The 15284-nt window shown below is 65.3% G+C and carries 12 protein-coding genes; 3 read left to right on the forward strand and 9 right to left on the reverse strand.

Annotated features, from left to right (window positions below):
- The first annotated feature begins 82 nt into the window (after positions 1-82).
- Positions 83-496 carry a MerR family DNA-binding transcriptional regulator gene (locus RBA95_RS06955; RefSeq protein WP_306016127.1) on the forward strand — a complete coding sequence of 138 codons (414 nt, stop codon included), beginning with the start codon at positions 83-85 and terminating at the stop codon, positions 494-496.
- Positions 497-502: 6 nt separating this feature from the next.
- Here RBA95_RS06955 and RBA95_RS06960 read toward each other — a convergent pair whose 3' ends face one another.
- The 7 genes from RBA95_RS06960 to RBA95_RS06990 all read right to left on the reverse strand — a co-directional run bounded on the left by RBA95_RS06960 (position 503) and on the right by RBA95_RS06990 (position 8644).
- Positions 503-1294 carry an SDR family oxidoreductase gene (locus RBA95_RS06960; RefSeq protein WP_306016128.1) on the reverse strand — a complete coding sequence of 264 codons (792 nt, stop codon included), beginning with the start codon at positions 1292-1294 and terminating at the stop codon, positions 503-505.
- The gene (locus tag RBA95_RS06965; RefSeq protein ID WP_306016129.1) at positions 1291-2355 is read right to left on the reverse strand and encodes an SMP-30/gluconolactonase/LRE family protein; all 1065 of its coding nucleotides are present in this window, start codon (positions 2353-2355) and stop codon (positions 1291-1293) included. The genes RBA95_RS06960 and RBA95_RS06965 overlap by 4 nt, the downstream gene beginning before the upstream one ends.
- A 64-nt stretch (positions 2356-2419) precedes the next feature.
- Positions 2420-3631 (reverse strand): hypothetical protein, encoded by a 1212-nt coding sequence (locus RBA95_RS06970; RefSeq protein ID WP_306016130.1) that lies wholly within the window; start codon positions 3629-3631, stop codon positions 2420-2422.
- 14 nt (positions 3632-3645) lie between these two features.
- On the reverse strand, positions 3646-4425 hold the full coding sequence (locus RBA95_RS06975; RefSeq protein ID WP_306016131.1) for a glucose 1-dehydrogenase: 780 nt from the start codon (positions 4423-4425) through the stop codon (positions 3646-3648).
- Between the two features lie 158 nt (positions 4426-4583).
- A complete protein-coding gene (locus RBA95_RS06980) occupies positions 4584-6632 on the reverse strand; it encodes a S9 family peptidase (protein ID WP_306016132.1) in 2049 nt (682 codons plus the stop codon).
- A gap of 134 nt (positions 6633-6766) precedes the next feature.
- Positions 6767-7543: a 16S rRNA (cytidine(1402)-2'-O)-methyltransferase gene (gene rsmI, locus RBA95_RS06985; protein WP_306016133.1), complete on the reverse strand. Its 777-nt coding sequence runs from the start codon at positions 7541-7543 to the stop codon at positions 6767-6769.
- Positions 7544-7594: 51 nt separating this feature from the next.
- Positions 7595-8644: a lycopene cyclase family protein gene (locus tag RBA95_RS06990; RefSeq protein ID WP_306016134.1), complete on the reverse strand. Its 1050-nt coding sequence runs from the start codon at positions 8642-8644 to the stop codon at positions 7595-7597.
- A gap of 161 nt (positions 8645-8805) precedes the next feature.
- Here RBA95_RS06990 and RBA95_RS06995 point away from each other — a divergent pair, with 161 nt between their 5' ends.
- A complete protein-coding gene (locus RBA95_RS06995; protein ID WP_306016135.1) occupies positions 8806-9432 on the forward strand; it encodes a TetR/AcrR family transcriptional regulator in 627 nt (208 codons plus the stop codon).
- Positions 9433-9564: 132 nt separating this feature from the next.
- Here RBA95_RS06995 and RBA95_RS07000 read toward each other — a convergent pair whose 3' ends face one another.
- Positions 9565-10905 (reverse strand): DcaP family trimeric outer membrane transporter, encoded by a 1341-nt coding sequence (locus RBA95_RS07000; RefSeq protein ID WP_306016136.1) that lies wholly within the window; start codon positions 10903-10905, stop codon positions 9565-9567.
- Between the two features lie 194 nt (positions 10906-11099).
- On the opposite strand from RBA95_RS07000, the gene RBA95_RS07005 reads away from it, so the two are divergent.
- Positions 11100-11762 (forward strand): response regulator transcription factor, encoded by a 663-nt coding sequence (locus RBA95_RS07005; RefSeq protein ID WP_306016137.1) that lies wholly within the window; start codon positions 11100-11102, stop codon positions 11760-11762.
- Here RBA95_RS07005 and RBA95_RS07010 read toward each other — a convergent pair.
- Positions 11759-15172: an ATP-binding protein gene (locus tag RBA95_RS07010; protein ID WP_306016138.1), complete on the reverse strand. Its 3414-nt coding sequence runs from the start codon at positions 15170-15172 to the stop codon at positions 11759-11761. The two genes, RBA95_RS07005 and RBA95_RS07010, sit on opposite strands and share 4 nt — an antisense overlap.
- Positions 15173-15284: the final 112 nt, after the last annotated feature.

Here is a 15284-nt window from a genome sequence, read left to right on the forward strand (position 1 = left end):
TCGCAGGGCTTAACGTATACGTCAAGCGCATCTTGTTTGCGGAAACGCATCAGCGTATGAAGGGGTGAACAAGGACACGCTCATGACCCACGCGCCCGACACCCAGACCCAAAGCGCCCTCTATGGCATCGCCGAACTGGCGGATGCGTTCGGCATCACGACGCGGACAATCCGGTTTTACGAAGACAAGGGGCTGTTAAAGCCCCAGCGCGTCGGCGGCCAAAGGGTCTACACCGAGGCAGACAAGACGCGCCTGAAACTGATCCTGCGCGCCAAGACTATCGGCACCAAGCTCAGCGATATCAAGACCTTCCTAGAGCTCTATGGCCAGGAAGGCGAAGGCCGCGTGCGCCAGCTCCAGTTCGTCATCGACATGACAGCCAAGGAAATCGATCGGCTGGAAGAAAAGAAGGCCGAGATCGAGACCACGCTCAACGAATTGCGCGTGATCCATGAAGGCTCCAAAGAGCGGCTGGCCAAGCGCAAGCCCGAATAGGAAGCGTTAGCCGACCTGTCCTGTTTCCCGACGCGTTAGCCAACGCACGACAGGCGCAGGCGCGAATCGCATCAACCACATCGCCCGGCGCATGGCCGCGCCGGTGATGACCTCCGCAGCACCCCGATCATAACCCTTGAGAATATCATCCGCGACTTCGCCGGCCGTGGTCGCCGTGAAGCTTTGAAAGGTCCGTACGGCATCCATCTGCGCGCGCTGCTTGAACGGCGTATCCGCTACTGCAGAGGGGCAGACGGTCATGATCCGCACCGGGCTGCCGGCCCGCGCCAATTCCTGCGACAGGGCATTCGAGTAATGGCGCACAAACGCCTTGGTCGCTGCATAGACCGCGAGGCCGGGGGTGGGGACGAAGGCTGAATTGGAGGCCACATTGATGATGGCGCCGCCGCCGGCCGCCTCCATAACGGGCACGAAAGCGCGGGTCAGGGCGTGCAGGGCCTTGGCGTTCACATCGATCATGGCCTGTTCGGCGTCGACGCTGTTGCGCGCGGACGGACCATAAACGCCGAACCCGGCATTGTTCACCAGGATATCCGCCCCGCCTTCGCCCTGAACCCATTGCACGATACGGGCGACCGAATGGCTCTCGCCCAGATCGAGCGCGCGCCCTTCGATCCGGGCCTCCGGAAACCGGCGCAAAAGCCCGGCCTTCGACGCCTCGATTTCCGCCTCGTCCAGCGACACCCAGAACAGGCGATAGCCGCGCTCGAGCATGCGTTCGGACAGGGCGAGACCAATTCCGCTCGACCCGCCCGTAATCAGGACGGTTTTCGTCATTGCGCAGACTCGGGCATGGCGTAGGCGTCCACGCCATCGCGCTCCAGCCCGGCCACCCAGATCATGCCCTGCCAGGGCGTCACCGTGGTGACCCCGAAGGGCGCGTCATCGGGGCCGTAGAGCGCCCGCATCGGTTCGCCCTCGGCGTTGACCGCCATGCCCATCACGGGTCGCGGCGGAAAGGGCGGCAGGCCTGCGATCTGGATCCAGCGCCAGGCCAGGCGCTTGAGGAACGGATTGGGATGAAGCCCCTCGATCTGCGGCGAACGCTGCGACGGCAACGCGATCCAGACGAGCCCCGTCTCCGCATCAAATTCGAGATTGTCCGGATAGCCCGGCAAGCCATCGATCAGGACGACATAGTCGCCCGTCTCCGGATCGAGCGCGATCACCCGCCCCGCCCAGGTCTCGTTGACATAGACACGGCCCGTGGCCGGGTCATGATCGACGCCGTTGATGAAGCCGAAGCCCTCAGCCAGCACCTCATAGGCGTCCGGCCCGGTGACCTTGTAGATCACTCCGGTTTGCTCGCCTTCCAGAAGCGAGGTCATGTATTCGCCATAGCCATAGCGGCGCGAGGCGTCGGTCAGGATGACGCTGCCATCCCCCAGCACGGTCAGATCATCGGTAAAGACCAGGGGCCCGCCCTCGCTCTCATCGGCGAGCCAGGTTTCAAAGACACCGCTTTCATCCAGCCGCAACAGCCCCTTGAGCGCATCGGCGACGAACAGGGCGCCCTCCGGGCCGAACGCCAATCCCAATGGACGTCCGCCCGTGCTGGTGAACTCCGACCAGCCGCCGGACGCCTCGCGCACCATGATGCGGCCATCGGCGAGACTGGCGTAGAGGCGGCCATCAGGCCCCGGCTCCAGGTCTTCTGCGCCATGCAGGTCCGGGATTTCACGACGTGCTGGTTGCTGCACGGTCTCATAAAGCGCCATCAGCGCAGGGTCGGGCGGTGTGGGGTTGAATGTCTGCGCATCCAGCGCCCCCGGTCCATACGCCGCCAGCCCCAGAATGATCGCAAGGGCGGCCAGACCGCCCAGTATCCAGCGCAGCATCGCGCCCTCCCCTGATGTGTTTTTCTTTTACACTGCGGGAGAAGCGCGAAACGGGCAAGCCGCTTCAGGTCACCGCCTTGCGGGCCAGAAACTCCGGCGCATCCCAGGCGCGCGTATTGATGACATCGGCCAGCGCCTGCGCCGCATCAAACACCTCGACATAGGAATTGTAGAGCGGGTTGAAGCCGAACCGCATCAGGTCCGGCGCCCTGAAATCACCGGTGATGCCGCGCGCAATCAGCGCCTGGACAATAGCGTAGCCTTGCTCATGGCGCAGCACCACATGGCCGCCCCGGTGCTCGCCCCGCCCCGGACAGGCATGCTCGAGACCCAGCGCTTCAGCCTTCTCCAGCAGGATGTCGCCGAGCGCGCCCGCCTTCTTTTCCACCAGCGCCATATCCACGCCGTCATAGGCGCTCACGGCCCCATCAAGCGCGGACAGGGCGAGTATGGAGGGTGAGCTGGTGCGCCAGCGCACAATGGTGTCGTCGGGCTCGTATGCGTCTTCAAATCCGAAGGGGCGCTTGTGGCCCAGCCAGCCCGACACCGGATGCTCGAGCGTTTTGATCTGGTCGTCCGCGCAGTACAGAAACGCCGGCGCGCCCGGCCCGCCCGACAGGAATTTATAGCCGCATCCCACGGCATAGCGTGCGCCCCAGGCCTTGAGCTTGAGATCCACAAGCCCGGTGGCATGGCTGAGATCCCAGATGATGTTGAGCCCGCGCGCCTTCGCTTCGCGCTCATAGCCCTCAAAGTCCGCAATCTGGGCAGATTTGTAGTGCACGGCGGATTTGATCAGGACGGTGACGCCGTCAGGCAGGTCCGACGGACGCGTATTCGGCGCGACGCGGTGCATGGGCGCGCCGGTGATCCGGGCAATGCCCTCCATGACATGGTTGTCGGTGGGGAACTCGCCCGCTTCGGCGGCGATCCCGCCGCCATCGCGATCAAGAAGCGCCGTGGCGAGCTTGAACAGGTTGATGGTGACGGTGTCGACCGCGATCACTTCGTGCGGGTCGACGCCCATCAGGCGGGCCAGCTTGCCGCCCAGGCTGAGCGGCAGATCCATCCACCCCGCATCATTCCATGAGCGGATCAGCCCTTTCGCCCATTCGGTTTCAGAGGCCTCACGCAGACGCGCGAGCGCCGCCTTGGGCGGCACGCCGAGCGAATTGCCGTCGAGATAAATCTCGCCTTCGGGCAACGCGAACAGCTCGCGTTTGTCTTTCAGCGGATCGTTCCGGTCCAGCGCCTCGCAGGCCTCGCGCGTCAGCATGAAATTCCCACCTCTTAAAGCGGACCACGCTGGGTGATGCCGCCATCCACAACAAATTCCTGACCCGTCATATAGCTTGATGCGTCGCTGGCGAGGAAGTGGATCGCTGCGGCCATGTCTTCAGGCTGGCCGACGCGCTTGATGGAGAAGTTGCGGTTCATCATGTCTTCAAGCTTGGGATCGGAGGTCAGCGCCGAAGCCAGCTTGGTCTCGGTCAGCCCCGGGCACAGCGCGTTCACGCGCACGCCCAGATGACCGCATTCCTGGGCCAGCACCTGGGTCAGCGAGATCACCGCCGCCTTGGAGATGGAATACGCGCCCTGGAAATAGCCCGGACGGATGCCGTTGATCGAGGCGACATTGACGATGGAGCCGCCGCCCTGGTCCTTCATGAAGGTGTTGATGGCCAGGTTGGACAGGAAGAACGGCCCCTTGACGTTCACTTCGAACGTCTTGTCCCAGGCATCCTCGGGCGTGTCCTTGGCTTCGCCAAAGTAAGGGCTGGTCGCGCCATTGTTCACCAGCACGTCCAGACGGCCTTCGGTTTCCTTGATGCTCGCCATGGCCGCTTCGCGATGTTCGCCCTCGCCCAGGTGCAGCACCATGGCGCGGGCCTTGCCGCCCTCGCCCTTGATCTCTTCGGCCACGCGTTCGCAATCGGCGATCTTGCGGCTGGAGCAGATCACCATCGCGCCATTGCGCGCCATGCGCTTGGCGGCGGCTTCGCCAATGCCGCGGCTCGCGCCGGCGACGAGAACCACACGGCCTTCCAGCGACAGGTCTTTCTCGGACATGATTTTCCTCCCGTTCACGTCACTTAATGCGTTAAGCGGCACGTTAGCGACGGAATGCTGCAATGGCGAGGGGGCGATAGTACAGATTGCACAGACGCCTCGACCCGCCGCTCACGCCACAAAAAAGGGAGGCGTTTCCGCCTCCCTTTCCAGCACGCTTATTCCGCGTCTTCCAGACCGAGCCGTTCGGGCAGGTCCAGTTCCGGCGCCGGCGGCTCACCGCCTTCGCCCATCAGATAGTGGGTCATCCAGCGCTGCACGCGCAGACCATAGTCATACTGGGCGGCGGCGCGACGATTGCCATGGCCTTCGCCCGGATAGGTGACGAGCCGCACCGGCGCGTCCGAGGTCTGCTTCATGATGCGATACAGGATGAAGGACTGGCTGGTGTCCACGCGCGTATCCGCTTCGCCATGCAGGATCAGCGTCGGCGTGGTCGAGCCCGGCGCGTGATAGGTCGGGCTGTGCTCGAGATAGTTCATCCAGTCTTCCCAGGGCGGCTGCATGAAGTGCACATCCACCATTTCGATCGGGATTTCCGTGGTGCCGTAAAAGCTGATCAGATCGGTCAGCGCCACGAACGGCGCGGCGGCGGCGAAGTGCTCGCTGGCGATGGTCGCGCCCCAGGATGAGGCGAAACCGCCATAGGAGCCGCCCGTAATGCCGACGCGATCCGCATCGACGATGCCCGCTTCGGACAGGGCGCCAATGCCGTCCACCAGATCCCAGAACTCTTCACCCGGCGCATCCAGATGATCAAGCTTGGCGAAGCGCTCGCCGCGCCCCGTTGAGCCGCGATAGTTGGGGTAGAACACCGCAAAGCCCTGGCCCGCGCCGATATGGCCCAGATTGGAATAGCCGTTCACCCAGCCATTGCTGTCATGGGCTTCAGGACCGCCATGCACGGTCATGATCATCGGCCAGCCGCCCTCGGGCGCGTCGCCCTGCGGCGTCACCAGAACGCCTTCGATGCGCTCGCCATCGCGCGCTTCGTATTCGAAGACCCGCTGTTCGCCCCAGGCGATATCCTCAAGCTGCGGATTGTGGTCGGTCCATTGGCGCAGGGAGCGACGGTCGCCCACAAACAGTTCACGCGGATGGGTGGCGGCGTGGATCGTGGTCGCGAGCACGCGATCATCCCGGTCATAATCCATCGCCGAGATCACGCCCGCCTCGGTCGGGGTGCGGCGCTCTTCACGACCATTGACGTTATACTCGACAACCGCCGTGCCGGTGCCGACGCTGGCCACGGTCAGGATGGAATTGCCATCCACCCAGGCCAGCTGACCCACATGCTGTTCGGCATCCCGCGCAATGGCGCGGAACTCGCCACTCTCGGCATCCGCCACATGCAGAGTGCCGGCGGTGGGGTCGGCGCGGTCCGCGGCGGCGATGAACGCCAGACGCGAACCGTCGGGCGAGAAGGCGGCCATGCCGATCTTGCCCTCGGTATCGATCGTGGAGACGACCGCGCCATCCGCCGCGTTCACCACATGCCACTGGCGCTCCATCAGGGAGTCATCGACCAGCGTGGTCGGCGCCAGCGCCACGGCGAGACGGGCGCCATCTTCACTCAGCGCCAGAGAAGAGGCATGACCGGGCAGGTCGAACTTCACCGGGTCAGCGGAAGGGTCGGACAGATCCGCGCGCCAGACATGGGAGAAAATGTCATTCTCCTCATAGACATTGGCAACGAAACCGCGATCGCGCAGCGCTTCGCGGGTCGAGTCCGCTTCTTCGCGGGCGATGAAGAACACCGTCTCGCCATCCGGCGCGATCACATAGGACTGGATCGAGGCGTCATGGGCGAAAATCCGCTGCGCCTGGCCGCCATCCACGGGAATCTCGTACAGCGCTGAGCCCGTGTCCCCGTCGCGATGGGTCAGGAAGGTGATCGCGTCACCGTCCGGGGACCAGTCCGCGCCGGCGATATAGCTCTCACCGCTAACGTAAAGACGCGCCGCATCCGGACCGGAGGCCACATAAAGCTCGGTCTTGGGCGTGCCGTCATCCTCGCCCTCGATCACATTGCGCGGCACGGAGAGGGTAAAGGCGACCTGCTCGCCATCCGGCGAGATGTCGACGCCCGAAACCTGGCGGATTTCGAAGAGGTCTTCCAGCGTCAGGGGCTCTTGCGCCTGGGTCTGCGCGCCAAGCGCGACCGCCGCAGCAAACCCCAGAGCGCCAGTGAACAGTGGACGGTTCATGACGATACTCCTTGGTGAACTCTGCGCGCAGCCTATAGCCAAGCCGATAGGCGCGTCGAGGCAAAGCCCGCAGGTCGCGCCATCACGAATGCTGCAGCCAAACGCCCCGGCGTGCTGCAAATCCTAATGAAAGCCTAATCCCGGCTCGGCGCCTTGGAAAACGCGGCGTACTTGTTCTTTTTCTCGCGGACCTCTTCGGCCCCCTCGATGACAAGCACGGCCTCACCCTTGGGCGGATCGGACAGGCGCGCTTCGAGGTCGGACAGGGTTCCGCGCCAGACCCGTTCAAAGCGCTTGGTCAGCTCCAGCGTCAGCGCCGCCCGGCGATCGCCCAGCACCGCCCGCGCATCCGCCAGCGTTTCCGCCAGGCGTTGCGGGCTTTCCATCAGGATGAGGCTCGCTGGCAACATCGCATAGGTCTCAAACAACGCCTTGCGCTTGCCGGACTTGCGCGGCGGGAACCCGATAAAGGTGAAGCGATCTGTCGGCAGGCCCGAAATCGACAGGGCCATGATCACCGAGGACGCGCCCGGCGCGGCGCTGACTTCCAGCCCGGCCTCCACCACGGCCTGAACCACGCGATAGCCCGGATCGGAAATGGCGGGCGTGCCCGCATCGCTGACCAGCGCGACGGTCGCCCCGTCCTTGATCAGCTTGACGATGCCGCCCGCGCTGGCCTGCTCGTTATGGTCATGGCAGGCGATCAGCCGCTTGTCTGTGATCCCGCCCTGTTCGAGCAGGCGGCGGGTGACGCGGGTATCTTCACACGCAATGGCGTCCGCCTCACGCAATACCGCCCAGGCGCGCGCCGTCATGTCGCCCATATTCCCGATCGGGGTCGTGACGAGCACGAGGCGCGGTCCGGTTTCGGGCGGCGCGTCGAGATCAGCGGTGTTGGCGGAATCACTCATGGCATTATCCTAACGACGCCCCTTGGCGAGACCACCCTGACAGGCTGCGACCTACCATGAGCCTGAGCGCCAAGCGCGCATGACGTCGCTCCAGCTTGCCGCGCCGGAGAGCGTGCGCATGACACCATCCGCCGGCGCGTCATAGAGCAGGGCATGCAGCCCCTGAGCCGCCTGGCGCGGGCTGCGCGCGATCATCGCCTCGATCCGGGCGGCCGACAGGCGCGCCGAGCTGGGCGGCGGCGGCGGCGCATACAGGCTGAGCCCATAGGCGAGCCGACGCGCCTGGGCATGCGCCCAGCGATGCAGGCGCAGCGCGGCCATTCCGGGCGCAAACCGCAATCCATAAGCATCCGCCGGCGCCAGGATCACGCGCCCGCCGCCCCGCTTGTGCGCGCGATAGGCAAGCGGCCAGACGCCGTTGGCGTGACGCAAGGCCTCTTCAGGCACGCCCCAGTCCAGGAGCCGATCCGTGTTCAGCGGTTCGGGCAGCCCTTCGGGCGGCGCAAGGGTGAACCGGGCCTGCTCCTGCACGGCATGGTCCCGGCTCAAGATCCATTGGTCGATCACCGGGGCGCTGGCGCTGGCGAGCTTCAGCCTGAGCCGTTCGATCCGCCCGCCTTCCAGGGGCGCCGACACCAGATGAGACATCTGCACCCCCCGTCCGGCGGGCATGCCCACATCTTCGGGCGGGCGGGTATCGACCAGCCAGCTGGCGCGCACGCTGCCCAGGCTGGTGTCGACAATCACACGGGCGCGCGACCGCTTGATCCGGTCGATGCGAACATCGGTCTCCAGCGCCATGCGCGGCTGGGAAGCGATTCGGTCCAGGGCGGCGTCCTGAACGTTTTGCGCCGGAACCCGGGCCAGGACCAGCTGATCCAGCGACCTTTGCAGCACCGCGCCGTTCAGGCTTTCAACCTCGAACGCGCCCAATCGGCTGACCTCGAACGGACGAAGCACCCATTGGCGCGGATTGGGGCGGATCTGGCGCGGTTCCAGCACCAGCGTGCGCATGCGGCGTCCGGCTTGCGCCATGGCGGCGGCCAACGCCAGGCCGGACAGCCCGGCTCCGATGATGACAAGATCAAAGCGTTCGCTCATGACAATCCAGTGGTGCGCCGCCCCGCGTGGGTCTGCAATCTCTCCGCGTTAAATGATCGCGCACACCTTGGCTTGGCGCAGTCACATTAACAGGCTTTAATGTAGCGCCGCCGTCCGGTGGCGAACATCAATGCGAATAAAACAAAAAGACAGGCGATTAAATGGACCTGCCAACGACAAAACGCGCCCAACGCAAGGCGGCGACACGCGCCGCTGTGCTGCGGGCGGCTCGGGAGGAGTTTCATGCGCAAGGGTATGATCGGGCCAAGATTGTCGACATTGCGCGCGCGGCGGATGTCTCTCCGGGCACGGTTCTGAACGCTGCGCCCACCAAGATCGCCCTATTGTGTGAAGTAATGGCGGACGACTTTGAGCGTCTGCGGGACGAGACCGCCTCTCTCGCGGCGCAGCAGAACGGGGATCTGGCAAGCGCCATCAAGGCGCTTCTGGACCTTCACCTGGCGCGTCACATGGAGGATCTGGAACTGTTTCGCGCCGCCATCGGCCATAACTGGCTCACCAATGAATCAGACTTCAAAACCCTGCATCTCAGCCTGGAAGACGCCTGGTCCCCGGTGCGGGAATTATTGAGCGGCGCCGCGACGGAGACCGAGGGCGGACTTCATGACTGCCCGCATCTGCTCACCGAGAGTCTTCTGGACCTCTATCTCGGCGTTCTGCGCCGGTGCGTCATCCATACCTGGAGCCCGGAATTCGCCCGCGAGCAACTCCATCGCCGTCTCGATCTGGTGTTCCATGATTGCGAGAGCCGACGCGCGCTCCAGTAGCCGATAAAAATGCGGCCGGCATGAGGGCGTGCCGGCCGCAACAGACGCGCTGGTTGATGTCTGGCGCCAGCGCAGGGGAGTCTCGGGTCTGACGCAGGCCCCGCCGCCCAGGGCGGCGAAGCCCGGATCTCGTCAGAACGGATATTTCGTGGACAGGGTGGCGCGGGTGATCGTGCCGCTCTGCCCGTTTTCCAGCTCGCGCTCGCCGAACAGGAGTTCGGCCCCGACGGTGACCGGTCCCACCGGGAAGAAATAGGCCCCAAAGGCGGACCAGGTGCTCTTGGTGACGCCCGTCCCGGTCAGCGTGATGTCATTATCCGCTTCCAGCATGGAATAACCGATGGACACCCGGCGGCCTTCGCCCAGCGCCTGACGCCAGGCCACGAGCCCGCCATAGACCGGGATCGCTTCAAGATCGCCCGAAGCGGTCACCACTGCGCCATTGACGGCGTTCAGGCCGATATAGCGGCCAATCCCTTCGCCGCCGGTCAGCGAGAAGCGCAGATCGGAGCCCTCGCCCAGATTGAGCCGTCCGGACCAGTTCACGCCCCAGCCAAAGGCGTTGCCGTCCACGGCCCCGTCTTCATAGGACAGGTTGCGGCCCAGCGCGGACACCGTCATGGCGCCGTAATCGCCGCTCCAGTTGTAGCGCGCCACCACATCGGGGAATGCGCCGTCGCCGCCATCGATCCGGCCCCCGCCGCCAAAGGGCGTCACCGTGGTGTCCGGGTTCTCGAGCGCGAACTGGAAGCCGCCATTGGTGTAGCGAATCTGCGCCTGACGTCCGAACAGCATGCCGTCCGAGCCGACCAGGAAGCTGGCGCTTTCGGGAATGACCGCAGTGTTGGTGAAGGTGGACCAGTCCTGACCCACGCGCCAATTGCCGATCTGGGCCCAGGCCACGCGCAGGCGCGGATTGTACGAGTTGGACACCCGTTCATTGCCGCCAGGCGAGCCCAGGAAGTCGAACTCGATCCGGCCGGTGACTGTGCCGATATCGGATTCGGTCGAGGTCGCGAAGAAGAACCGGCTCGCCTTCGCGGTGAAATCGAGATCGGTCTCCCCATCGCCCGCGCCGCCCACCGGCGTGGCGCCGGAAATGTAGAAGTCCCGCGCAATGGAGGTCGCACCGATATCGCCGTCACTGAGATCGGTGACATGGGCGTCCAGATCGACGAATCCACCATAGGTGACCTGGGTGGCGCCCATGCTGAATCCGCGTTCGGACGATGCCAGTGCGGCGGGCGCTGCGGGTGCGGACGCGGTGCGTTGTTCAATCTCGATGACACGATCCGTGGCCGCATCAGCCTGTGCGCGCGCATCCTCGAGCTCTCCGCGCAGGTCTGCCACCATGGCTTCCAGCGCGGCGAGTCGTTCTTCCAGCGCCGCCACATCCTGTGCGTCCGAGGCCGCTGTCAGGACCAGCGCAGATGCGGTTGCGGCGAGTACACTTCGAATACCAAGCGTAGTCATTAGGTTGTCCCTCCCAAGGATAGCCATGTGGCCCGTGCCGATTTTTCGGCTTTATTATGGAAGTATCGTTATGCACTGCGCACAGCGGTATGGGACGTTCGTCGAAAGTTAGCGTTTGACGTGTGCTACTTTTTGACGAGACGACGGCGCGCCCCGGCGTGCTTTAGAGTTCGGATCCAGTTTAGGAGACGTGTGTGACGGCACAGAGCACGCAAGGCCGGGTCATTCTGGCCGATGACCACCCCCTGTTTCGCGGCGCGCTAAGCACAGCAGTCAGCAAGGCGGCGCCGGGACGCGCGCTGGTCGAGACCAGCACGCTGGCGGAAACCCTCAAGGCGCTGGACGACGGACGCACTGATCTGGTCTGTCTCGACCTTCACATGGCGGACAGTTCGGGCTTCATCGGCCTTGCCGAACTGCGAAAGACCCACCCCAGCGCGCCCGTTGTCGTGATCTCGGCCAGTCAGTCGCCCGGCGTCGCCGCGCGCGCTCTGGAATTCGGCGCGTCAGGCTTCATCCCCAAAACCGCCAGCATGAGCCAGCTGGTCGAAGCGCTCACCGCGGTCCTGAACGGCGATGTCTGGGCGCCCGATGAGAGCGGCGATCCGCAAGCGCAGGAGGCCGCCGAGGCCGCCGCGCGCATCGCCCAGCTGACGCCCGCGCAAATGCGCGTGCTGCACGGGCTCGCGGCAGGTCGCCTGAACAAGCAGATCGCCTACGACATGGGCATTTCCGAAGCCACGGTGAAAGCCCATGTGACCGCGATTTTCAGAAAGCTCGATGTGATCAACCGCACCCAGGCGGTCCTGGTGGCCCAGGCGCTGAATGTGGAGCCCCCGGCCGAGCAGTCGGTCTAGAACGTCTCCACCCGGCGTTTGAGCGAGCTGAGGCTGGCGCGCAGTACTGCGGGCGAAGCCGGTTTTCGCACCAGCTCCAGACCCGACTTCAGGGCGTCCTCCTCGACCGCGCCACTGCGCTCGGCGGTGACCAACAGGCCCGGCGGACGCCGCCCCCATTCCTCGCACAGGGCGTCGTAGACCTCTGGCCCCGTCACGTAGTTTTCCAGCTGGAAATCAAGAATGACAAGATCGGGCCCCGTCTCGGGGAAGGCCTGGCGGGCAGTGATCATGTCCGATCCGCCGCGCACATCACAGCCCCAGCGCTCCAGCAATGTGCTGAGCGCCTTGAGCACCTCCGGATCATCATCCACGCACAGCACGGACAGGCCCTGCAGATCACCCGGCCGACGACGCGCGGGCTGGGCCGATGTGGACTCCCGTGAAGCCGCCCGCGGCAGGACCACCTCGAAGATCGAACCATCGCCCAAGGCGCTTTTCAGGCTGATCTTGTGTCCGAGCGAGGCGCAGATCCGGTCCACAACCGCAAGGCCCAGACCCAGACCCTGTTCTTCCCCCTGATCCGCGCCGCCGCGATTGAACTCGCGGAAAATGGCGGACTGACGCTCCGCCTCGATCCCGGGCCCGGTATCGATCACCTGCAGGCGCACCTGGTCCCCGAACCGCCGGACTCCGACCAGCACCTTGCCGGTCTGGGTATAGCGCACGGCGTTGGCGATCAGGTTCTGCACCACGCTGGTCATCAACCCGCGGTCGGAGAACGCGGCGAGCCGGCTTTTCACCACGCGCAGCTCCAGCCCCTTGGCCTTGGCGCGTCCCTGGAACTGGGCAGCGGTCTCCTCGACCAGTTCATCAATGGCGAAAACGCTGGGCCGAGGCGACACTCCGCCGGCATCCAGACGCGAAATGTCCAGAAGCGCCCTCAGCAAGCGGTCGGCATGGTCGATGGCGCGTTCGATCTGGTGCGCCAGATTGCGGTTCTCGCTGGACCCGCCCTCGCCCAGCGCCCCCTCCAGCGCGCCCGCATACAGCCGCGCCGCCGACAGGGGCTGCAAGAGGTCATGGCTGGCGGCGGCCAGAAAGCGCGTCTTGGACTGGGTCGCCGCTTCGGCTTCACGCCGGGCGACTTCAAGATCCTGGGCCAGCTGCAAGCGCGCCTCGCTTTCCGCCTTCAGGGCGGCCGTGCGCTCCTCGACCCGGGTTTCCAGAAGGTCATAGGCGCGCTTGAGCGCCTGTTCTGCCTCGCGCCGGGCGGTGTTGTCCTGATAGACGCCGAAATATCCCACGACCTCGCCATCCTCCAGGCGCGGCTGGTAGACCACCTGCCAGGATCGCGCGCGACCGCCGCCCTTGCTGCGGGAGATGTCAAACACCTGCCGCTCGCCATTGAGCGCGCCTTCCATATGCGGTCGACGCAGGGCGTATTCCTCCTCGGTCATGAACTCGGCCAGCGGCTTGCCCACTGCCGAAGGGTCAATGTCGAAAAACTCGAGATAACCGCGATTGGCGAACCGCAATCGGTAATCCCGATCTGCGTAACTGAGCAGAACGGGCAGATTGTCGGTATAGAACCGGATCGAGCGTTCGCTTTCCTTCAGCCGGTCTTCGGAGCTGCGCAATTGCTCGGCGGTTTCATCGATCAGTCTGACCACGTCTCCCGGGCTGACCCGGGCGCCGCGCAGGACACGAGTCATCAGGATGCGTGCAGATGCGGCGCCCACCGCACGCGCCAGCCGGGCTTCGGCCAGTCCGGCGACCGCAGCGGTCAACGCATCGCCCGAGCGTAAGGGTCGCGCCACGGCGCGCGACAGATCATCGAGCGCTCGCTCGGCCTGGGGCGCGCCCAGCACCCGGATCAGCACGGTCTCAAGATCGGAAATCCGCGCGCCTGCGGCGGGCGCGGTTTCCAGGGGCCGGGCGCCGGTGAACGCGTCCGCCTGCAATTCATCCACCAGCCCTGTGGACGAGAAGGCCACGGCGCCGATGAAGGTGATGATGTTGGCGCTCAGACAGGCGATTGCGGCGAATGCGAACGGGTCAACGCCACTGGGGGCCGGCGGGGCGGCGCCGGCATAGCTGGGGATCAGGATCAGCACGACCCAGAGCCCGAGCCCGGCGCCCATGCCCGCCAGGGCGCCGGCGCGATTGGCCTTGCGCCAGTACAGACCGAACAACAAGGCGGGCGCGAGCTGGGCGACGCCGGCGAACGCGACCAGGCCGATCCCCGCCAGCGCAGCCGACCGGTCCAGCCCCAGATGAAACAGATAGGCGAGCCCTACCAGCCCCAGCACCGATGCGCGCCGCCACATCAGGAAGCGCTTGGCGAGATCGCTGCGTCGCGCCTCGGCCAGGAAGAGCGGCCCCACAAGGTTGTTCACCAGCATGGTGGACATGGCGAGCGCTGTGATGGTGACCATGCCGGCGGCGGCGGAAAAGCCGCCCAGAAACACCAGCACCGCCAGCCAGCGCGCATCGAGTTCCAATGGCAGAGCGAGCACATAGGCGTCCGGATTGGACCCGTCGAGCAAGGTCGAGCCGGCCCAGGCAATGGGCGGCACCAGGATCGCCACAAGCGCGAGATAGGCGGGAAAGCCCCAGCGCGACAGCCGGGCGTCACTGGGCTTTGAGACCTCGACCACCATCATGTGAAACTGCCGCGGCAGGCACAGGGCCGCGAAGGCGCCCAGCAAGGTCAGGACCAGGAACCGGAAATCCACCCCCGGCAAGGTCAGCGGCGATTGCGCCAGCGCCGTCATGCGCGCCGCTTCAGGCTGGTGAATCCAGACCTCCACCGCCAGCCACCCCACCGCCAGCATGGCCAGCAGCTTGATGATGGATTCAAACCCCACCGCCAGAACGAGACCGCGGTGGCTGGCGGCGGTGTCGGTATGACGCTGGCCGAACACCATGGCGAAAGCGGCCAGGCTGATCGCCACCGGCAAACCCCAGCCGCGCCCCAGGGGACCGCCGGTCAACAGGTCGAGCGAAGCGGCGGCGCTCTTGAGCTGGAGCGCAATGTACGGAATGAGCGCCAGCAACAGCGCCAGCGTGGCCAGAGCGCCGACGGCGGCGGATTTGCCATAGCGCAGGGACAGGAAGTCCGCGATCGAGCTGGTGTCATGCTCGCGCCCCAGAGCCACAAGGCGGCGAACGATGGGAAACCCCAAACCGAAGACCAGGGCGGGGCCCAGATAGATCGGCAGATAATCCCAGCCCGCGCGCGCGGCCTCGCCCACTGCGCCGTAAAACGTCCAGCTGGTGCAATAGACCGCCAGCGCCAGGGTGTAGAGCACGGCGCGACGGCGCGATGACCGGTCGAACCGCGCCGCACGGGCATCCCCCCAGGCGGCGAGCGCAAACAGCAAGGCCACATAGGCGCCAAGAACCCCGAGCGCGAGACTGAGCGGCACGAAGCCTCCTCCCCTGACCGTCCGGCTCTTATGGGTTTTCCGGACATGGTTGACGATAGCCGGACTGCGCCCCTGCTGACCAGAGTCACGAAACAAGCGCGGCGGCCCCCCC

Source organism: Oceanicaulis sp. MMSF_3324 (assembly GCF_030733545.1).
Lineage (GTDB): Bacteria > Pseudomonadota > Alphaproteobacteria > Caulobacterales > Maricaulaceae > Oceanicaulis.